The sequence below is a fragment of the Streptomyces sp. NPDC094032 genome (assembly GCF_040303965.1).
GTDB lineage: Bacteria > Actinomycetota > Actinomycetes > Streptomycetales > Streptomycetaceae > Streptomyces.
In genome coordinates this window covers 1-19,448 of the sequence record NZ_JBEOUE010000025.1, presented here as the reverse complement: position 1 = coordinate 19,448, position 19,448 = coordinate 1, and the positions used below count along the sequence as shown (strand labels likewise).

Here is a 19,448-nt window from a genome sequence, read left to right as displayed (position 1 = left end):
TCCCGGGGAGGGGAGCGGGCCGTTCTGCCTTCTCCCGGCCGCTGCGTAAGGTGAACGCATGAGTAGCGCAGCTCCCCGCTTCGACCGCGGCCACACCGATGACCTCATGACCTTCCTCGCGGCCTCGCCGTCGCCGTACCACGCGGTGGCCAACACCGCCGCGCGGCTGGAGAAGGCCGGCTTCCGCAAGGTCGAGGAGACCGACGCCTGGGACGCGACGACGGGCGGCAAGTACGTCGTCCGCGGCGGCGCGATCATCGCCTGGTACGTGCCCGAGGGCGCCGCCCCGCACACGCCGTTCCGGATCGTCGGCGCCCACACCGACTCCCCCAACCTGCGCGTCAAGCCGCAGCCCGACTTCGGCCGCGAGGGCTGGCGCCAGGTCGCCGTCGAGATCTACGGCGGACCGCTGCTCAACAGCTGGCTCGACCGCGACCTCGGCCTGGCCGGCCGGCTCACCCTCCGCGACGGCAGCACCGCGCTCGTCAACGTGGACCGGCCCGTGCTGCGCGTCCCGCAGCTCGCCGTCCACCTCGACCGGGGCGTCAACGACGGCATGAAGCTGGAGCGCCAGCGCCACATGCAGCCGATCTGGGGCCTGGGCGAGGTCCACGAGGGCGACCTGATCTCGTTCGTCGCCGAGGAGTCGGGCGTCGACGCCGAGGACGTGGCCGGCTGGGACCTGATGGTGCACGCCGTCGAGGCCCCCGCCTACCTGGGCCGCGACCGCGAACTCCTCGCCGGCCCGCGCATGGACAACCTCATCTCCGTGCACGCCTGCGTCGCCGCCCTCGCGGCGGTGTCGGCGCTGCCCGACCTCCCGTACATCCCGGTCCTCGCCGCCTTCGACCACGAGGAGAACGGCTCCGAGGCCGACACCGGCGCCCAGGGCCCGCTGCTCGGCAACGTCCTGGAGCGCTCGGTCTACGCCCGCGGCGGCGGCTACGAGGACAAGGCCCGCGCGCTCGCCGGCTCGATCTGCCTCTCCTCCGACGTCGGCCACGCCGTGCACCCCAACTACAGCGAGCGCCACGACCCGACGCACCACCCGCGCCCCAACGGCGGCCCGATCCTCAAGGTGAACGTCAACCAGCGCTACGCCACCGACGGCAGCGGCCGCGCCGTCTTCGCCGCCGCCTGCGAGAAGGCCGGCGTGCCGTGGCAGTCCTTCGTCTCCAACAACGACATGCCCTGCGGCACCACGATCGGCCCGATCACCGCCGCCCGCCACGGCATCAGCACCGTCGACATCGGCGTCGCCTGCCTCTCGATGCACAGCGCCCGCGAACTCTGCGGCTCCGAGGACCCGCACCACCTGGCGAACGCGCTGGTGGCGTTCCTGGAGGGCTGAGCCCGTACCCCCGGGCCGGGGGAGCCCCCCGGCCCGGCGGAGGACCGTCAGGCGTCCGCGTCCATCCCCGCCAGGATCAGCGGCAGCCGGGCCGCGCCGCCCTCGGTGATCCTCACCGGGACGCCCCAGTCCTGCTGGTGCACATGGCAGGCCGGGTACTCGTTCTCCGGGTCGTCGTCGCAGGACGCGGCCATCGCCGAGACGTGCAGGACGCCCTCGGTGAGCTCCGGGTTCAGTGCGAGCTCGCGGAAGAGGTCCGTGCCCGTGCCCTCGCCCGTGAGCAGCAGCTCCGGCGGGGTCGAGGAGACGAGCAGCCGGGTCGACGGGCCGTAGCGCTCGTCCAGCTTCTGGCCCTTCGGGGCCTGGAAGACCACGTCGAGGCGGAGCCGGCCTGGCGCGATGTCGGTGGCCTCGCGCTGGGTGCGGTGGGCGACCGACTCGACCTGCACGGCCTCCTCGGGCAGCCGCAGCCGGGTCAACCGGTGCCGGGCCGACTCGACGACCACGACGTCCTCGCCGACGACGACCGCGTCGCTCGGCTCGCGCAGATCGGTGGCGAGCGTGGTGACCTCGCCGCTCACCGGGTCGAAGCGGCGCAGGGCGTGGTTGTACGTGTCGCTGACGGCGACCGAGCCGTCGGGCAGCGCGGTCACGCCCAGCGGGTGCTGGAGCAGCGCCTGCCCGGCCTCGCCGTCACGGTGCCCGAAGTCGAAGAGCCCGGTGCCGACGGCGGTGTGCACGAACCCGTCGGGGTCGACCCAGCGCAGCGCGCTCGTCTCGGAGTCGGCCACCCACAGCCGGTCCTCGGTCGCGGCGAGCCCGGACGGCTGCGCGAACCAGGCCTCACCGGCGGGCCCGTCGACCAGGCCCTCGTTGGTGGTGCCGGCCGCGACCTCGACGGTGCCGGTATCCGGGTCGTACGTCCACAGCTGGTGCACCCCGGCCATGGCGATCCACACCTTCCCCTGCCACCAGGCCACGTCCCACGGCGAGGACAGGTCCACGTCGAGCGCGGGCCCCGAGGTCGGGGAGCCCTGCCACCACTGGCGGCCGGTGCCCGCGATCCGCTCGGAGGTGCCGGTGGCCGGGTCGAGCAGCCGCAGCGCGTGGTGCACGGTGTCGGCGACGACGACCTTCCCGTCGGGCAGCACCGCGAGACCCTGCGGCTCCCGGAACTCCCCGTCGCCGATCCGGCGCACCACCGTCTCGCCGTCCGGCTCCAGCTCCACGAGCTGGTGGCGGGTGGTGTCGGAGACCAGGAAGTTCCCGGACGGCAGCAGGACCGCCTTGCCGGGGAAGCGCAGATCGGTCGCGACCGGCTCCGGCGGCACGTACGGCCCGTCGCCGCGCCGCAGCGTCCCCTTCGCGCCGTGCTCGGCCTCCAGCTCCTCGACCAGCGTCCGGAGCGCGTTGGCGTGCCCCTCACCGGCGTGCTGGGCGACGACGTACCCCTCGGGGTCGATCACGACGAGCGTCGGCCAGGCCCGTACGGCGTACTGCTTCCAGGTCGCGAGCTCCGGGTCGTCGAGCACCGGGTGGTGCACCTCGTAGCGCTCGACGGCGTCGACGACGGCCTGGTGCTCGGCCTCGTGCACGAACTTGGGCGAGTGCACCCCGATGATCACCAGGGTGTCCCGGTGCTTCTCCTCCAGCTCGCGCAGCTCGTCGAGGACGTGCAGGCAGTTGATGCAGCAGAAGGTCCAGAAGTCGAGCAGAACGATCTTCCCCCGCAGGTCGGTGAGGGTCAGATCGTCTCCGCCGGTGTTGAGCCAGCCACCCTTGCCGGTCAGCTCGGGGGCACGGACACGGACGCGCGCGCGCACGGAGTCGTCGTTCATGGCTCCAGGGTGCCGTACGTCCGGCCGGACGGATGAATGAGGGGCCCCGGGTGGCGGGACGGCCGCGTGTCTTGCCTCGCGCCGGGGCGGGGGCCATGGCGAGCATGGCAGCCGGAACGATCATCGGTTTTTCGTTCGCGGTTCGCAGGGAGGGTGCCATGCGGCGGTTCCGGAGTGCTGCGCTGTCACTGCTGCCCGTGTCCCTGCTCGCGCTGCTGCTCCTGCCCGTCTGGACGCCCGCCGCCCGGGCGGGCGGGGCCGGTGAGGGGGCGCTCGGCATGAGCGTCACCGTGAACGGCGCGGGCGGGTCGAACGCCCGCGCCGTCCGGGCCGGCGGCACGGTCGTGAAGCGATATCTCCTGGTCAACCGGGGCGAGGCCGACCTCTACGGCGTACGGATCGCCGACCCCGGCGTCCCCGGCGACCTCGTACGCTGCCCCGCCCGACCGCTCCTCGCGCTCCGCACGATGGTGTGCACCGCCCGCTTCCGCGCCCTGTCCGGCTCCCACCTGGCGACCGCCTGGGCCACCGGGAACATCCCCTCCCTGAACCGCCGGGTCACCGCCATCGCCCGCGCCGGATACGAGGGGGTGGCCGGGGCGCTGAGGCTGACCGAGACCGCACGGGTCACCTCCCCGCCCGGCCCCGGCACGGCGGTCGTCCGCTACACCGTCACCAACCTCGGCAACCGCCCCGTCCACACCGTCCGCCTCTCCGACGCCGCCCTGAACGCCGTCCCCGACTGCGGTACGGGCCCGGGGGCGCCCGTCCCCGTCCTCGCGCCCGGCGCCTCCGCCGGGTGCACGGCGACGGTACGGCGCCTCCCCGGCACCTACCGCAGCACCGGCCTCGCCTCGGGCAGCGACCGCGTCACGACCTACGGCGAACGGGGGGAGACCGTCCCCGCACCGGAACTCACGGCGCGGGCTTCGGCGGTGTTCCGGGTGGAGGGTGGGGCGGGGAGTGGGAGTGGGAGTGGGGGCGGGACTGGGGGTGGGTCCTCGGCTGGGGGTGTGCCGGGGGCGCCCTCTGCGGTACGGGGTGTGGTGCCGCCGGGTGGGGTGGGGGCGGGTGGGGTGGCTGGTGCCTTGGGTACTCCGGGGGGTCCGGGGGGTTCAGGGGCTCTGGGGGCTCCGGGTGCGGCTGGTGCTGCTGGGGGTGCTGCGGGTGCTGGGGCTGCCGGGGCCGGAGGTGCGGGAGCCGGAGCCGCCGGAGCCGCGGGCGCGGGAGCCGGAGGCGCAGGCGCAGGCGCCGGAGCAGGCGCCGGAGCTGGAGGCGCGGCCGCCGCCGGAGCCGCCGCCGGAGCGGGAACGGCCGCCGGGGCGCTCCCCCCAGGCGCCCAGCCCCCCGGCGTACCACCGGCGCAGCCGCCCACCACCAACACCAACAACAACACCCCCACCGCCCGCGTCCCCGCCGCCGTCCCCGCCGACGACGAGGGCCTGCTGCCCCGTATCCACCGCCGCTCCCGCGAACTCCCGCACCTCGGCGTGGTCGTGACGCTGCTGCTCCTGCTGATCCCGGCGGCCCTCGCCGCCGCACTCCTCGGTTCCCGCCACCACTGAGAGACCCCATGGCCCTTCTGGAAACCCTCGTCGTCGTCATCGGCGTCGCCGCCGTCGCCGCGCTCGCCGTGGTCGCCAAGACGCGGCTCTTCCCGGTGAGCGAGGACGACGAGCCCCGCGAGGACGTCGCCGAGTACATCGCGATGATGGTCTCGGTCCTCTACGCCATCGTGCTCGGCCTCTGCCTGGTCTCCGTCTGGGACACCCGCGCCTCCGCCGACGACATGGTGCAGGCCGAGGCGAGCGCGCTCCACCAGACGTACCTCCTCGCGGACACCCTCCCCGCCGCCCAGCAGGAACCGGTGCGGCAGGCGGCCCGCGCGTACGCCGCCCATGTCGTGGACGTCGAGTGGCCGCTGATGGCCGAACGCGAGCCCCTCGGGCCGGCGGGCTGGACCCTGCTCGCCCGGCTGCGCGACGCGAGCCAGCTGCACGGCACCGCCACCGCGGCCCAGCAGATCGCCGCGCAGGAGATGCTCGCGCAGATCGGCTACGTGGACGACTCCCGGCGCGGGCGGGAGGCGGCGGCGCAGGAGAGCCTGTCCCCCGTCCTGTGGGCCGGGCTCATCATCGGCGGTCTGCTCACGCTGGCGTTCATGTTCCTGTTCGGGATCAGCCGGAGCACCACCCATGTGGTGATGGTGATGGGCCTGGCCGGCTTCATCGCGTTCACCGTGCTGCTCATCCACCAACTGGACTCGCCCTTCGGGGCGACGCTCGGCGCGAGTCCGGACCCGTTCACGCGCTACTTCTCCCCGTGACGGGGAAGGCATTCCGCCATGAAATACCTGGTACGGGACAAGATCTTCGCGATCGGCGACGACTACTGGATCGAGGACGAGCGGGGCCGCCACGCCTTCCTCGTCGACGGCAAGGCCATGCGGCTGCGCGACACCCTGGAGCTGAAGGACCCGAACGGGCAGGTCCTCATCACGCTGCGGCAGAAGATGTTCAGCCTGCGGGACGCCATGACGATCGAGCGGGACGACCGCCCGCTCGCCACCATCCGCCGCAAGCGCCTCTCGCTCCTCCGCAACCACTACCGCGTCACCCTCGTGGAGGGCACCGAACTCGACATCAGCGGCCGGATCCTGGACCGGGAGTTCACCGTCGAGTACGACGGCGAGCTGCTGGCCCACATCTCCCGCCAGTGGTTCCACGTCCGCGACACGTACGCCGTGAACGCGGTCCGCGAGGACGCCGATCCCGCTCTGCTCATCGCGGTCGCGGTGTGCGTGATCCGGATGGCCGAGCGGGAACGGGAGGACTGAGGACGGGGCCTCGGCCGCGGATCAGATCGCCTTCTCCAGGGCCTGCTCCAAGTCCGCCCACAGGTCCTCGACGTGCTCGATGCCGACCGAGAGCCGGACCGTGCCCGGTCCGATGCCCGCCGCCTCAAGCGCCGCCGCGTCCAGCTGGCGGTGCGAGGTGGAGGCCGGGTGCATGACCAGGGTCTTCACATCACCGAGCGAGGCGCTGAGCGAGGCGAGCCGGACCCCCTCCACGACGGCCCGGCCCGCCTCCCGGCCGCCCGCGAGGTCGAAGGAGACCACCCCGCCGCCGCCCTTGGGCAGCAGCCGGGCCGCCACCTCGTGGTCGGGGTGGCCGGCGAGGGCGGGGTGCCGGACGGCGGCCACCGCCGGGTGGCCGGCGAGCCGCGCCGCGAGCCCGGCCGCGTTGGCGCACTGCCGCTCGATGCGCAGCGGCAGCGTCTGCAGCCCGCGCAGGGTCAGCCAGGCGGCGAACGGGTCGGTGATCGCGCCCTGTTCGACGGCGTAGTGGCGGACGCGGCCGTACAGCTCCTCGTCCTTGAAGACGGCGATGCCGCCGAGGACGTCGGCGTGACCGGCGAGGTACTTGGTCGCGGAGTGCACGACGATGTCGGCGCCGTACTCGATCGGCCGGCACAGCAGCGGCGACGCGAAGGTGTTGTCGACGGCGGACGGCACCCCCGCCTCGCGGGCGACGGCGATCAGGGCGGGCAGGTCGGAGACGCGGGTGGTGGGGTTGGCGATGGTCTCCAGGTAGAGCAGCCGGGTCTCGGGGCGCAGCGCGGCCCGCACCTCGTCGGGGTCGGTGCCGGAGACGAAGGTGACGTCGACGCCCCAGCGCGCGGCGAGGTCGGTGAGCAGGGCGTACGTACCGCCGTAGAGGCAGCGCTGGGCGATGACGTGGCCGCCGGTGGAGAGCAGTGCGAGCAGCACGCCGTTGATGGCGCCCATGCCGGAGGCGTACGAGAGGGCGGCGGCGCCGCCCTCCAGGCGGGCGACGGCGGTCTCCAGGGCGCGGACGGTCGGGTTGCCCATCCGGCTGTAGAGGAAGGTGTCCGTCGAGTGGAAGGCCTCGGCCATGGCGTCGGCGGTCTCGAAGGCGAAGACATGGCCCTGGTGCAGCGGCACGCCGAGCGGCCTGCTGCCCCGGATCTCGGGCTGCGGGGAGTGGACGGCGAGGGTCTCGGGACGGTGGCTGTCGAAAGAGGAGTCGGCTGCGCTCATGCCGCCCAGTCTGCGGACGGGGGTCTTGCGGCTACAGGACCAATCCCGGCAGATTGGTCCGCCGATGAAGCCAATCAGTCACCTGCTGCCGGATGCCCTGCCGCTGAATGCCCTGCCGTCGGCCGCCCTGCCGTCGGCCGCCCGATGAGCACCGACCAAGCCCGACTCCCCTCCCCTGGACGCCCGATGAGCCCCGCCGCCCTCCCCCTGGACGCACGATGAGCCCCGCTCCCGGCCCGGCCGCCGTTCCGCCCGGGGAGCTCGTCGCGCGGCTCGGCCGCTGGTCCGCCGGGCGGGGGCCGCTCTACCTCCTGCTCGCCGCCCGCCTGCGCCAGTTGGTGGACGAGGGCAGGCTGCCGCCGGACACCGTGCTGCCCCCGGACCGGCGGCTCGCGGCGGCGCTCGCGGTGGGGCGTACGACGGTGGTGTCGGCGTACGAGACGCTGCGTCAGGAGAGGCGTCTGGTACGCCGTCAGGGCAGCGGCACCCGGGTGGCACCCGCCGTGCTCGCACCGCCGCCCGGGCCCCGGGTGACGGAGACGTCGAACCCGATGTTCCTGTACCTGCTCGAACCGTCCCACGACGCGATCCTGCTGAGCTGCGCCGCGCCCCTGGGCGCCCCGCGCGAACTCGCCGAGGCGTACGCGGGGCTCACCCTGCCCGGTGACGACCTCGGCTACCACCCGGCGGGCCTGCCCGCGCTCCGCGAGGCCGTCGCGCGCCGGTACGCGCGCCGGGGCGTGCCGACCTCGCCCGCCGAGCTCCTGGTCACCACCGGCGCCCAGCAGGGTCTCGCGCTGCTCACCCGGCTCCTGGTGGCGCCGGGTGACGGGGTGCTGGTGGAGGCGCCGACGTATCCGGGGGCCCTGGACCTGTTCCGGGAGGCGGCGGCGGTGGTGCGGCCGGTGGCCGTGGGCCCGGACGGCCTCGACGTGGCGGAGGCGATCCGGGTGATGGAACGTCACCGCCCGGCCCTCGCCTATGTGATCCCCCGCTTCCAGAACCCGACCGGCACCGTGCTGCCGCCGCTGCCCGGGCGCCGACTGGTGGAGGCGGCCCGGACGTTCGGGGTGCCGCTGGTCGAGGACGAGGTGCTGACGGAGCTGGACCTCGCGGCGGAGCCGGACGGCGGGCCCGCGCTCTCCTCGTACGGCTCCGAGGTCGTCGCCGTCGGCTCGCTCAGCAAGGTGGTCTGGGGCGGCCTGCGGATCGGCTGGGTCCGTGGCCCGGCCCCGCTGATCGCCCGTCTCGCCCGGCTGAAGGCGCTGCACGACCTGGGCAGCGACGTCCCGTCCCAACTGGCCGCCGTCCGGCTGTTCGACGCCTTCGACCCGCTGCTGCGCCGACGCCTCGCCGAGCTCCGCGCGGGCCACGACCACCTGCGCGCCGAACTGGCCCGGCTGCTGCCCGCCTGGTCCTGCCCGCCGGCCCGGGGCGGCCAGACCCTGTGGGTGCGCCTGCCGCACGGCGACGGCGTCGCGTTCGCGCAGGTCGCGCTGCGCCACGGGGTCGCCGTGCTGCCCGGCTCGACGATGGACGCCCTGGGCGGCAGCACCCGGATGCTACGGCTCCACTTCCTGCTGCCGCACCCGCTGCTGTCGGAGGCGGTACGCCGCCTGGCGACGGCGTGGGGGGAGTACGCACCGGGGGCGGGGCCAGGGACCGGAGCCGGAGCCGGAGCCGCCCTGGGAGCGATCACGGTATGAGGGCGTGCCCTACAGCAACCGGTCCTTCAACGCCGGGAACTGCTCCCGCGTGACGTTCACCTTCGCCGGGTCCAGGACGACCCGCAGGGTCTCCTCGTCCGGGCCCGCCTCCGCGAGGATCTCGCCCCAGGGGTCGACGACCATCGAGTGCCCGGCCTGCTCGACGCCCGCGTGGGTGCCGGCGGTGCCGCAGGCCAGGACGTACGCCTGGTTCTCGACGGCGCGGGCCTGGGCCAGCAGCCGCCAGTGGCCGAGGCGCCGGGCGGGCCAGCCGGCCGGCAGCACGAAGGCCTGGGCGCCCGCGTCGACGAGGCCGCGGAACAGCTCGGGGAAGCGCAGGTCGTAGCAGGTGGCGACGCCGACGGTGAGCTGCGGCAGATCGACGGTGACGAGGTCCTCGCCGGCCGTCATCAGCACCGCCTCGCCCTTGTCGAAGCCGAAGCGGTGGATCTTGCGGTAGGAGGCGACGAGCTCGCCGTCGGGGGAGAAGACGAGCGAGGTGTTGTAGAGCGCCCCGCCCGCCGCCTCGACGATCGAGCCCGCGTGCAGCCAGACCTCGGCGTCCCGCGCGGCCGCCGCCATCGCCGCGTACGTGGGGCCCTTCAGCGGCTCGGCCTCGGCGGCGAAGGACTCGTAGGCGAAGGCTCCGACGGGCCACAGCTCGGGCAGGACCACCAGGTCCGCCCCGCCCCGTTCCGCCCGCACGAGCCGGGCGACGCGCGCCCTCCGGCTCTCGACCGGTTCGTCCGGGTCTACCGCGATCTGGATCAGCGAGGCGCGCACACTACCACCGTCCTGGCATTCGAGCCGTCAACACCGGCCTACGATCGTCACACGAAAGCACTGCCGGGGTGCCTGCGGGCAGCGTAACTTAGCCAACGAGCCTCCCACGCAGACATGTTTTCAGCCCGCCCAGCCGTACCAGCGCCGCCGAGGGGTCCCGTGACCGTCCATCCCAGCCTCCAGAACTACGCCGACGCCTGGACCCACTCCATCGAAGCGATAGCCGAGCTGGTGCAGCCGCTCGTGGAGGGCGAGTGGAACCGCGCCACCCCGTGCCCCGGCTGGTCGGTCCGCGACATCGTCTCCCATGTCATCGGCATGGAGACCGAGATGCTGGGCGACCCGCGCCCGATCCACAGCCTGCCCCGCGATCTCTACCACGTACGCAGTGACTTCGCCCGCTACATGGAGATGCAGGTCGATGTGCGGCGGCACCACACGGCGCCGGAGATGACCTCGGAGCTGGAGTACATCCTGATCCGCAGGGCCCGTCAGCTGCGCAACGAGAACCGGAAGCCGGACGCGCTGATGCGCGCCCCGCTGGGCGCGGAGCAGACCCTGGAACTGGCCTACCGGATGCGCGCCTTCGACTGCTGGGTGCACGAGCAGGACCTGCGGACCACCCTCGGCGTCCCCGGCAACCTGGACTCCCCCGGCGCGTACGTCACGCGGGACGTGCTCCTGGAGGCGCTGCCGCACGTCGTCGCGAAGGAGGCGGGCGCGCCGACGAGCTCGGCGGTGGTCATCGACGTGACGGGCCCGGTGGAGTTCCTGCGGACGGTACGGGTGGACGCGGAGGGCAACGGCTCGGTGGACGGGGCGCCGTCGCTGGGCCCGGCGGTGACGCTGATGACGGACTGGGAGACCTTCGTGCGCCTGGCCTGCGGCCGGGTCCGGCCGGCCGAGGTGGCCGACCGGGTGAAGACCGAGGGCGACGAGGACCTGGCGAAGGCGATCCTGGACCACTTCGCGGTCACGCCGAACTAGTAACTGGTCCCGGCCTACGCGGGGACGTGCACGACCTCGACCCGACTGGCCACGAGCCGCTCCCGCTCCCGTCGGGTGGTGCGGGACTTGAGCCGGAGGATCTGCACGACGCCGAGGGCTTCGAGGACGAAGACCGAGGAGAAGGCGATCCGGTAATCGCCCCCGGTGGCGTCGAGAAGGACCCCCACGGCGAACAGCGTCGTCATGGAGGCGACGAAACCACCCATGTTCACGATGCCGGACGCCGTGCCCTGCCGCTCGGGCGGATTGGCGGGCCGGGCGAAGTCGAAACCGATCATGGAGGCGGGCCCGCAGGCCCCGAGCACGGTGCACAGGGTGATCAGCAGCCACATCGGCGCGTGGTCGCCGGGGTAGGCGAGGGTGGCGGCCCAGAGGGTCGCGGTCGCGGCGACGGTGCCGAGGGCGAGCGGGGCGCGGGCGGCGTGGTGGCGGGCGATGACCTGCCCGTAGACGAGCCCCACCACCATGTTGGAGGCCACGACGAGGGTGAGCAGCGATCCGGCGGTCTCGCGGCTCAGGCCCTGCGCCTCGACGAGGAAGGGCAGGCCCCAGAGCAGCAGGAAGACCATGGCGGGGAACTGGGTGGTGAAGTGCACCCACATCCCGAGCCGGGTGCCGGGCTCGCGCCAGGACTCGCCGATCTGGCGGCGGACGAAGGCGGCGCCCGCGTGGGGCAGGGGCTCGGGCTCGTACCCCTCGGGGTGGTCCTTGAGGAAGAGCAGCAGCAGGACGAGGACGACCGCTCCGGCGGCGGCGCTGCCCGCGAAGGCGGCGGTCCAGCCGAGGCCGTGCAGGAGCCGGGCGATGACGAGGGTGGAGACGAGGTTTCCGGCCATCCCGACGAGCCCGGCGAGCTGGGCGACGAGCGGGCCGCGCCGGGCGGGGAACCACCGTGTCCCCAGCCGCAGCACGCTGATGAAGGTCATGGCGTCACCGCAGCCGAGCAGGGCCCGGGAGGCGAGCGCCATGCCGTACGTGGGGGAGAAGGCGAAGCCGAGCTGCCCGAGGGTGAACAGCAGCACGCCGATGGTCAGCACCTTCTTGGTGCCGAGCCGGTCGACCATGAGGCCGACGGGTATCTGCATCCCGGCGTAGACGAGCAGCTGAAGTATGGAGAACGTGGAGAGCGCCGAGGCATTGACCCCGAACCGATCGGCGGCATCGAGCCCGGCGACACCCAGCGAGGTCCGAAAAATAACGGCGACGAAGTAGACGGCAACCCCGACACCCCAGACGAGCGCGGCCCTCCGCCCACCGGGCGGATCCCCGGGCAAGGAGACCGCAGAGCCATACCCGTTCTTCCGCCCGCTCACCGGGCCTCTCCCCGGACCAGCACCTTGACCCAGCTCAGATGCTGCCGGACACACCCGGCGGCCCCCTCGACGTCCCCCGCCTTGATCCGCTCCAGGATCTCGGCGTGCTCGACGATGTTCTTGGCGACCCGGTCCGGCTGGGACTGCATCACGGCGACCCCCATCCGCAGCTGCCGGTCCCGCAGCTGGTCGTAGAGCCGGGCGAGGATCTGGTTCCCGGCGTGCTGGACGATCTCGGCGTGGAAGGCCCGGTCGGTGGCGGCGACCTCGGCCAGATCCCCCGCCTCGGCCCGCCGCTTCTGCTCCTCCAGCAGCTCCTCCAGCCGCCCGACAAGCCCCGGCCCCGCAGGCACGGCCCGCCGCACCGCGAACTCCTCCACGAGCAGCCGCGTCTCGACGACATCCGCGATCTCCTGCGCGGAGACCGCGAGCACGAGGGCCCCCTTCTTCGGATAGAGCTTGAGCAGCCCCTCCATCTCCAGTTTCAGCAACGCCTCCCGCACCGGCGTCCGCGACACCCCCACCGCCAGCGCGAGCTCCCCCTCGGTCAGCAGGGTCCCCCCTTCGTACCTGCGGTCGAGGACGGCCTGCTTGACGTGCATGTAGACGCGGTCTGCTGCGGGGGGTGCGGATGCCATGGACACAGCTTAGATACAACAGAGGTACAACAGACAGGCCCGTCCGCGATGCGGACGGGCCTGTCCCGTTGCGCGGTCTGAGTAGGTTCCGTGGACTACACGGAACTCTCGGTCAAGACCACTCCTACAGGCGCGTCAGGACTCTCGGCGAGCGCAGGTCCCACCCAGAGCGTCATGCCCCGCTTCCGCCCTGAGCTCTCCAGCGGCGCAACGCGTCAAGGAAGAAGCTGAGCCCCCCCAGCGCGAAGACCGCGAGAAGCACTGGCGCGTCCGTCCCCAGGTAGACGGCCAGCGCCGTCAACACGGAACCAGCGACCAATTCACCCACGAAGGCTGCGGAAGTTGCGGCATTGAGTCGACGGGTCATTACCATCCTCCCCTGGGCCACACAGTTGGCGCTGCGGCGTGAGGCGCGGGAATCAAGGATACGTAGGAATAGATGACCACTCCCTTGCCTCGCTTCCAAGCATAGCCACTCACTGAGGCGATATACCACGCGTAGTAACGGGCCAACGTCACAGCCAGCTTGAGCGGTCCATTCAGGTAGCTTGCGACGACACCGAGCAGCTGGCCAACCGCACCTGCCGTGAATGCCAGCCAACCGGCTTCGCTTCGCGTGGTATAGATCTTGATGTGATGGTAGGGGGCCCACCACGCGCGCCACGTCGTATAGGACCACTGCCCGCTCAGGTCGGTGCAGTTGACCGGCTCGCCATAGCAGTACTCGTAAGCGTTGGCGTTCCCTCCGTAGAACGGGTCTTGAGAGAGGAAGCGTCCGCTGTCCGGGTTGTAGAGCCGGACGCCCATGAGGACAAGGCCCGTCAAGGTCTCGCTGGAGCGCTGCTTGCCGCCGAGCCAGTCGTAGCGCACGGACGGCCGGCCGGTGCGGGTGTTGCCGTACTCGTCGTTGTCCAGGACCAAGGGGGCGTCGCTGGTGTCCAGCGGAAGCTGGAGCGCGACGTCGCCGTGGATGTTGGTGAGCTGGAGCACAGTGTCGCCGCTCCCGCTGGTGACAGCCGCGAAGTCTCCCGTGGCGGAACCGACGTTGCGACTGATGCTGCCGTCGCCCACGTCTTCCGTTACCCATCGAGGGTTGTCACTGTCGTCGCCATAGTGGTTTGTCTTCGCCGCGCTCTGGCTCCAGACGCCGTCGGTGTTCTCTTCGACAGTCCACGAGCCGAAGCGGTATCCGGGATCCAGCCGCCAGGTCTGACGCTGGGTCCCAGTGGTCTGCTGCTGGACGAGATCGTTGGCGAAGTAACTGACCTGGCTCCCCGGGAGAGCGGTGGTGCGGCCGAAGGCGTCGTAGGCATATCCGCTGTCGACGATGCGGTCGGCGCTGTCATAGGTATGGGTCGAGCTACTCCCTCCCGTGGCCGGGCAAGCAGCGCCCGCTGTGCCGCTGACAGTGGCGGCGGCAGTGCGGTTGGCACGCTTGTCGAATCCATAGGTACGGCGCGTGCAGATGTCGCCCACGGTGTCGTCGACTCCGGTCAGCCGACCGGTGGAGTCGTACGTGTAGTCCTGGCCGGACCAGCCCGCGTGCTCAGTGACCTGGCCGTGGACCGATTCCGCGACATTGTCGGAATAGACGACCGCGCCGTCGCTGTCACGGGTGTAGACGCGGGACACGAAGGCGCCTGCGGTGTCCTCGCTCACTGCGAGAGTGAGCCCACCGGGGAGCTTCTCCGTGGCGACGGAGCCATCGGCGTCGTAGGTGGCGGAGAAGGTTCCGGCAACCGAGTCAGTGGTCGAGGTGACCAGCCCACGAGGCTCGGCAGCGGTGTCGTATGCGTAGGTGACGACGGACGGTGCCGAATCAGTGATTCTGACCGGCCGGTTGAGCAGGTCGTAATCGGTCCGGGTAACGCCACCGTTTGAGTCGGTGTACGAGATCCTGCGGCCAAGCCTGTCGTACTCCTTGGCGATCACACCACCCGTCGACAGCGTCATCTTGACGACCTGCCCCGTGGCCAGATCGTATTCGGTCGTCGTGTCCGGAACCGCCTGGCCGACACCACCAGTGATGGCACTCTTGGTAAGGCGGCCGGCGTTGTCGAAGGTGTTGACCGTGGTTCGATCGACACCGTTGGCCGACTCGACGAGCTTGGTCGGATTACCCGACCAGTCGTACTCCGTGGTGGTGGTCGGCAACTGGGACGGGTTGCTTCCACCGCCGACGATGGCTCCGGCCGGCCCGGTGGAGCAGACCTGATCGGCCCACTCCGGCCGTCCGGCACACGTGCCGGTACCGGTCGCGGACCAGTACGTGGTCGCGCGGGTCGCGCTGTCGGTACCGGTGGCACCCGGCAGCAGTTGTTTGGAGACTCGTCCCTCGGAGTCGTATGCGGTGACCGTGGTGATCGCGAGACCAGCCGGGTCCTTGATCGTCTTGGTCGGAAGCCCCTTGGCCCAGTCGTAGTCGGTCTGCGTCACGCGCGCGTCGGTCATGGTCCTGGAGCCCAACGCCTGAGCTCCAGCGGTGACCTTGGTGGCCTGGTTCTCCACCTTGGCATCAGCCGGACGGCCTGTGTCGTACTCAGTGATCACCCACGGGCGAGCCGTAATCGGCTGTGCCCCGCCGATCTGAGTGGTGCGACGCAGTGGGCCAAGCTCTTCCAGTTTTCGGGTGCCCTTGGAGTCGTATGCGGATCTGGTGGAAAGCAGCTCGGCACGATCCTGCCCACCCAGACCGAGAATGCCGAGGTCGGTGAGCGCCGCCTGGTCGCTGGCTGTTCCACCCAGCGCGAGAGCCCGATTGCCCGCGCTCAGATCACGGATGATGTTGCCGAAGCGGTCGTACTCGGTCGTTGTGATGCTCCCACCGGGGACGGCCGTGTTCACCTGGCGTCCGGAGGCGTTGGTGTATGTGAGCCATGCACGACGGTAGTCACTGGCGGTGAGGTTACGACCGTCATGCGTCGCGGGGACTGCGTCGGGGGGGAACACCGCAGTGGCATCGGCGGGCGCGTCCGTCTGCCCCCACGCCCGCACGTCAGAGACTCCGAGCTGGTAGGGCGCGTTGGGACCGGTGAGGGGTACGTCGTAGACGACACTCACACTCGCAGTGCCGGACTCCACGTCCTTGGTGCCCTGCTGCAGGCCGGAGCGGTTGATGTTCAGCAGCATGCCGTCACCGGCGGTGGCGGCATTGCCCGCCCTGCCGTAGGTGAATGACCAAGGCAGCTGCCCGGGCGGCGTCAGCGTGATGACGCGACCTGCCTCGTCATAGGCATAGGCAGTGACCAGCGCGGGACTGATCTGGGGGTTGTACGTCTCTCGAAGGCGGCCGGATTCGTCGTAGAGGTACCTCTGGACAACTCTGGCGGTCGCAGTCGCAGCACCGGGATCAGTGGACCATCCCCGGACCTCCTTCACCTGGCCAGTGATATCGCCGAAGGCTGCACCCGTGGCAGTGGAAGTCGTCGCGTAGACGTACTCCAGTGCCCGGCAACCCTTCGTAGTGAGACTCGCGGAGCACGTTGCAACTGAGGCGGCAGAGGTAGGCGCGATGACCAGTCTGGGGCGGGACAGCTTCTTTCCATCGACCGTCACAGCCTCGGAAATCACCGTGGTCGTCGACTGCCCGATACCTGCCACAGTGGTGGAGGACGCCTGCCAAGAAGTGGCGGCCGAGTCCGTCTTGGTGAAGAGGGTGGTCACTCCCTCGGTGTCCTTCAGAGTGAAGGAACCCGTGAGTGATCCGGTCAGCGTCATCTCCTCAGCACCCGGCTCCGCCTTCCAGCCAGCGCTGTTGGTGGCGGTGAAACCCAGTTGCTTACCCATGGGGTCGACCAGCGCGACTGATGTCGTCGAGGTCTTCTTCAGGTAGGACCAGCCGGCGTCGTCGCTCGCGCCATCTGTGCCCGAGGTCCACTGCGGTCCGAAGATCGGCGCCTGGCCGTCCTGCAATGCTCCGGCTCCCGGGAGCCGGGAAGAGGTCGAGCGTGACACGGAAATGCCGAAGAGAGATGCGTCTGCCGCCGAGAGGGTGAAGTTTCCAGTCAGAAGATTGACCGTCCCCGGCCCTTCCTCCGCATCCGGCGCCGTGCCCGCGTTGCGGTCCACCGTGATCTCGTTCACCGGCGAGTAGACGGTCTTCGTTCCGTCCGTGAACGCCGCACGGAGCTCGATCGCACCGTCCTCGGCCAGCGAGTCCGTGATGTTCCACGTCAGCCCCGCCGGCTGGCCGCCCGACAGCGCCACCGGCCAGCCGGACACCGTGTCCGAGCCCTGCCGCACATCGGCGACCGGCACGTCCTTCCACGTGTCCGTCTCGCCACGCCGGTACTGGTAGGTCACACCGCTGTATACGGACAGCCCCAGTGCCGACAGACCGACACGACGCGCCGGACGCTCACCCTGACCGGGCGTCAGCAGCGCCGCACCCGAGCCCGCGTAGAACACGTGCGACGACTCGGCCGACACATTGCCCGCCGCGTCCTTCGAGCGGACCGTCACCGTGTGCGGGCCCGCCGGGAACGACAGCGTCTTGGTCACCGCGGCGCCGGTCGTGGCCGCCGCCGTCCAGGCGCCGGAGTCCAGCTTGTACTCCACCGACGCCATGTCACTCGTGGGCGGGGTGAAGGTGAACGCACCCGAGAAGGTGTTGTTCGCGTCCGGGGTGCCGGACCACGTGTTCGCGGGGAAGTCCGTCGACGCGATCGTGCTCTTCGCCGGAGCCGTCGTATCGATGTTGATGTTCCGGAACGCCGCCCACGCGCTGAACGTCGTCCCGTCATAGGAACGCGACCGCCACTTGTAGGCACCGGCCGGAAGCGGGTTCGCCGGTGACCAGGTCACCACCGTGCCCGACGGCTTCATGCCCGAGGCCTGGGCCTGCAGCCACGCGGTGCCGTTGCGGTCCCAGATCTCGATGTCGAGGTTGAGCGGCTGCCCGTCACCGTCGACGGCCTTCGCCGAAAGCGCCGGCGTCGTGTCGTTGGTGGGGAAGTTCGGCACCGGGCTGACCAGCGTCGGCACACCGGGAACGGTGTTGTACGTGACCGACATGTACGGCGTGTTCGACGCCGCGTTGCCCGAGTTGAACCGCTTCCAGCCGTTCGGGTCCGTCTCGTCCGTCGCCCGGATGCCCAGTCGGTTCGTCGTGTTGCCACTGGCGACCCAGTACTTGGCCATGCTGGTGACGTCGGTGCTCACCCAGCCGTCCGCACAGGACGACGAGAAGCCCTTGGTCGACGTCGACGTGGCCCACTTGTTGAACCACGACGGCTGCGCGGTCCAGCGGGTGGCCGTCGAGACCGCCCCGGTGTCCCAGACCTCCCAGCTCTTGGGCGAGCAGGACCAGGAGTGGAAGTTCCACAGGTTCAGCTTGGCGCTCAGGACCTGCTTGCCGAGGATCTTGTCCATCGGGAAGGCGAGGAAGGACCGCGCCACCTGGCCCGAGCCGTTGTTGCCCAGCTTCAGCTCCGTCGAGGACGACATGTCCGTCGCGTAGCCCTGCTGGACGAACGTGTCGAAGCTGGGGCCGATGTTGACCGCGGGGTCCACCGTCACCGGGAACTGCGTCTGCGGATCGGCCAGGAACTTCGCGTCCGGCGTCAGCGTCAGGTCCACCTGGTTCCCGCGCTGCGTCAGCTTCAGGCCCACATCGGCCTGACGCGTGTGCTCGCCGGACTGCGGGTCGACGTACGCGTCCCACATCACCGGCGCGGGCAGCAGACCGACCTGCTTGCCCGACTTCTTGTCGACGAACGTGACCGAGCGGTCCGCGTTCGCCTGGGCCTTGATGCCCTTCGCGTTCAGCGTCAGGGTCACCGAGCCGTTCGCCTCGACGGCGGAACGGTTCTTCAGCTCCAGGAACTGCTCGAAGCCCGTCCGGGTCGACTCGATGACCAGGTCCGTCGCCGTCAGCGCGTTCGGATAGCGCGCCGTCGTCCCCGACAGGGTCGGCTCCGGCAGCGCGCCGCGCCACGAGAGCCCCAGCTCACGGTCCTTGCCGGCGTCCAGCGTGACCAGCGGAACCGCCGAGGTCGCCGCCTCACCGGCGGGTCCGGACGCGCGGACCTTCGCCGCCTGCGCCGCCGGGGTCTTCCCCGCCAGCTTCAGACCCAGCGGGTGGTCCTTGGCGGCGATGCCACCGTCCAGCGTCTTCGTCAGGTCGACGTCGATGTCCCGCCACTTGCCCGTGACCTCGTCACGGAACCGGACCGGACCCGACGCCGCGTCCAGCGTCACCGAGCCGTCCGGGTTCGCCCACGTCGTCGACGACTCGGTGCGCTCCGAGAGCGCCTCGACCCGCTTGCCCGACAGACGGGCCGTCACCTGAGCCGACGGCAGATCCGCTGCCTGCGTCGGATAACTCGACTCAGCGGCGCTCTGCGACTCCTGCTGAGACTGCAGGGCCACTGCCTGGCCCGTCGTGCCGACCACCAGGGCCGCCTCGACCGCCATCAGGCCGGCTGTCGCCAGGGCTATGCGTGACAGCGTGCTGGCTTCCAGCCACCTGCCCCCCACCCGACTCGCCGGTCTCCTTCTCACACTCATCGTGCTGAAGTCCCTCCCCATAAACGGCTGCTGACACAGCCGAACGGGGATCATAAACAGACGGACCGACCATCAGTTCGAAAAACTCGTTCATTCGGCAACGACTCTGTCAGGACGGATGAGGAACGTCTGCTTCAGAGGAGGCTCTTGGCGACCAGGATGAACTCGTTGTACGGGAAGACCTTGCCGACCGACCGCGCGAAGGGGAACGAGTACGTGCGGTCGACGGTGAGTCCCACCTTCT

12 protein-coding genes are annotated in these 19,448 nt (G+C 71.0%); 6 read left to right on the top strand and 6 right to left on the bottom strand.

What is annotated here, in order from left to right:
* Positions 1 to 58: 58 nt before the first annotated feature.
* The gene (locus ABTZ54_RS28315; RefSeq protein ID WP_351668422.1) at positions 59 to 1,351 is read left to right on the top strand and encodes a M18 family aminopeptidase; all 1,293 of its coding nucleotides are present in this window, start codon (positions 59 to 61) and stop codon (positions 1,349 to 1,351) included.
* Between the two features lie 47 nt (positions 1,352 to 1,398).
* Here ABTZ54_RS28315 and ABTZ54_RS28310 read toward each other — a convergent pair whose 3' ends face one another.
* Positions 1,399 to 3,189, bottom strand: a complete 1,791-nt coding sequence (locus ABTZ54_RS28310) for an NHL domain-containing thioredoxin family protein (RefSeq protein ID WP_351668421.1) — start codon at positions 3,187 to 3,189, stop codon at positions 1,399 to 1,401.
* Between the two features lie 158 nt (positions 3,190 to 3,347).
* Here ABTZ54_RS28310 and ABTZ54_RS28305 point away from each other — a divergent pair, with 158 nt between their 5' ends.
* From ABTZ54_RS28305 to ABTZ54_RS28295, 3 genes are read left to right on the top strand one after another with little or no spacing between them, the layout of a single operon-like run.
* Positions 3,348 to 4,754: a hypothetical protein gene (locus tag ABTZ54_RS28305; RefSeq protein ID WP_351668419.1), complete on the top strand. Its 1,407-nt coding sequence runs from the start codon at positions 3,348 to 3,350 to the stop codon at positions 4,752 to 4,754.
* An 8-nt stretch (positions 4,755 to 4,762) separates the two neighbouring features.
* Positions 4,763 to 5,515: a bestrophin-like domain gene (locus tag ABTZ54_RS28300; RefSeq protein ID WP_351668417.1), complete on the top strand. Its 753-nt coding sequence runs from the start codon at positions 4,763 to 4,765 to the stop codon at positions 5,513 to 5,515.
* An 18-nt stretch (positions 5,516 to 5,533) separates the two neighbouring features.
* Entirely contained in the window at positions 5,534 to 6,025 is a 492-nt protein-coding gene (locus ABTZ54_RS28295) for an LURP-one-related/scramblase family protein (protein WP_351668415.1), read from the top strand.
* 21 nt (positions 6,026 to 6,046) lie between these two features.
* Here the strand turns inward: ABTZ54_RS28295 and ABTZ54_RS28290 are convergent, their stop codons facing one another.
* Positions 6,047 to 7,249, bottom strand: coding sequence for a trans-sulfuration enzyme family protein (locus ABTZ54_RS28290; protein WP_351668413.1), 1,203 nt, complete (start codon positions 7,247 to 7,249; stop codon positions 6,047 to 6,049).
* 218 nt (positions 7,250 to 7,467) lie between these two features.
* Between ABTZ54_RS28290 and ABTZ54_RS28285 the strand changes: the two genes are divergently transcribed.
* Complete coding sequence (locus ABTZ54_RS28285; protein ID WP_351668411.1) at positions 7,468 to 8,955, top strand: aminotransferase-like domain-containing protein; 1,488 nt, start codon at positions 7,468 to 7,470, stop codon at positions 8,953 to 8,955.
* Positions 8,956 to 8,964: 9 nt separating this feature from the next.
* Here ABTZ54_RS28285 and ABTZ54_RS28280 read toward each other — a convergent pair whose 3' ends face one another.
* Positions 8,965 to 9,738 (bottom strand): carbon-nitrogen family hydrolase, encoded by a 774-nt coding sequence (locus ABTZ54_RS28280; RefSeq protein ID WP_351668409.1) that lies wholly within the window; start codon positions 9,736 to 9,738, stop codon positions 8,965 to 8,967.
* 159 nt (positions 9,739 to 9,897) lie between these two features.
* Here ABTZ54_RS28280 and ABTZ54_RS28275 point away from each other — a divergent pair, with 159 nt between their 5' ends.
* On the top strand, positions 9,898 to 10,725 hold the full coding sequence (locus ABTZ54_RS28275; RefSeq protein WP_351668398.1) for a maleylpyruvate isomerase family mycothiol-dependent enzyme: 828 nt from the start codon (positions 9,898 to 9,900) through the stop codon (positions 10,723 to 10,725).
* A 14-nt stretch (positions 10,726 to 10,739) separates the two neighbouring features.
* On the opposite strand, the gene ABTZ54_RS28270 is transcribed toward ABTZ54_RS28275, so the two are convergent.
* From ABTZ54_RS28270 to ABTZ54_RS28260, 3 genes are all read right to left on the bottom strand, one after another.
* A complete protein-coding gene (locus ABTZ54_RS28270; RefSeq protein WP_351668396.1) occupies positions 10,740 to 12,059 on the bottom strand; it encodes an MFS transporter in 1,320 nt (439 codons plus the stop codon).
* Entirely contained in the window at positions 12,056 to 12,697 is a 642-nt protein-coding gene (locus ABTZ54_RS28265) for a GntR family transcriptional regulator (protein WP_351668394.1), read from the bottom strand. The genes ABTZ54_RS28270 and ABTZ54_RS28265 overlap by 4 nt, the downstream gene beginning before the upstream one ends.
* A 366-nt stretch (positions 12,698 to 13,063) precedes the next feature.
* Positions 13,064 to 19,111, bottom strand: coding sequence for a DNRLRE domain-containing protein (locus ABTZ54_RS28260; protein WP_351668392.1), 6,048 nt, complete (start codon positions 19,109 to 19,111; stop codon positions 13,064 to 13,066).
* Positions 19,112 to 19,448: the final 337 nt, after the last annotated feature.

Excerpts from the sequence above, each read along its gene's own strand:
- ABTZ54_RS28315 (WP_351668422.1), top strand. The coding sequence starts at position 59 with ATGAGTAGCGCAGCTCCCCGCTTCGACCGCGGCCACACCGATGACCTC.
- ABTZ54_RS28310 (WP_351668421.1), bottom strand. The coding sequence starts at position 3,189 with ATGAACGACGACTCCGTGCGCGCGCGCGTCCGTGTCCGTGCCCCCGAG.
- ABTZ54_RS28305 (WP_351668419.1), top strand. The coding sequence starts at position 3,348 with ATGCGGCGGTTCCGGAGTGCTGCGCTGTCACTGCTGCCCGTGTCCCTG.
- ABTZ54_RS28300 (WP_351668417.1), top strand. The coding sequence starts at position 4,763 with ATGGCCCTTCTGGAAACCCTCGTCGTCGTCATCGGCGTCGCCGCCGTC.
- ABTZ54_RS28295 (WP_351668415.1), top strand. The coding sequence starts at position 5,534 with ATGAAATACCTGGTACGGGACAAGATCTTCGCGATCGGCGACGACTAC.
- ABTZ54_RS28290 (WP_351668413.1), bottom strand. The coding sequence starts at position 7,249 with ATGAGCGCAGCCGACTCCTCTTTCGACAGCCACCGTCCCGAGACCCTC.
- ABTZ54_RS28285 (WP_351668411.1), top strand. The coding sequence starts at position 7,468 with ATGAGCCCCGCTCCCGGCCCGGCCGCCGTTCCGCCCGGGGAGCTCGTC.
- ABTZ54_RS28265 (WP_351668394.1), bottom strand. The coding sequence starts at position 12,697 with ATGGCATCCGCACCCCCCGCAGCAGACCGCGTCTACATGCACGTCAAG.
- ABTZ54_RS28260 (WP_351668392.1), bottom strand. The coding sequence starts at position 19,111 with ATGGCGGTCGAGGCGGCCCTGGTGGTCGGCACGACGGGCCAGGCAGTG.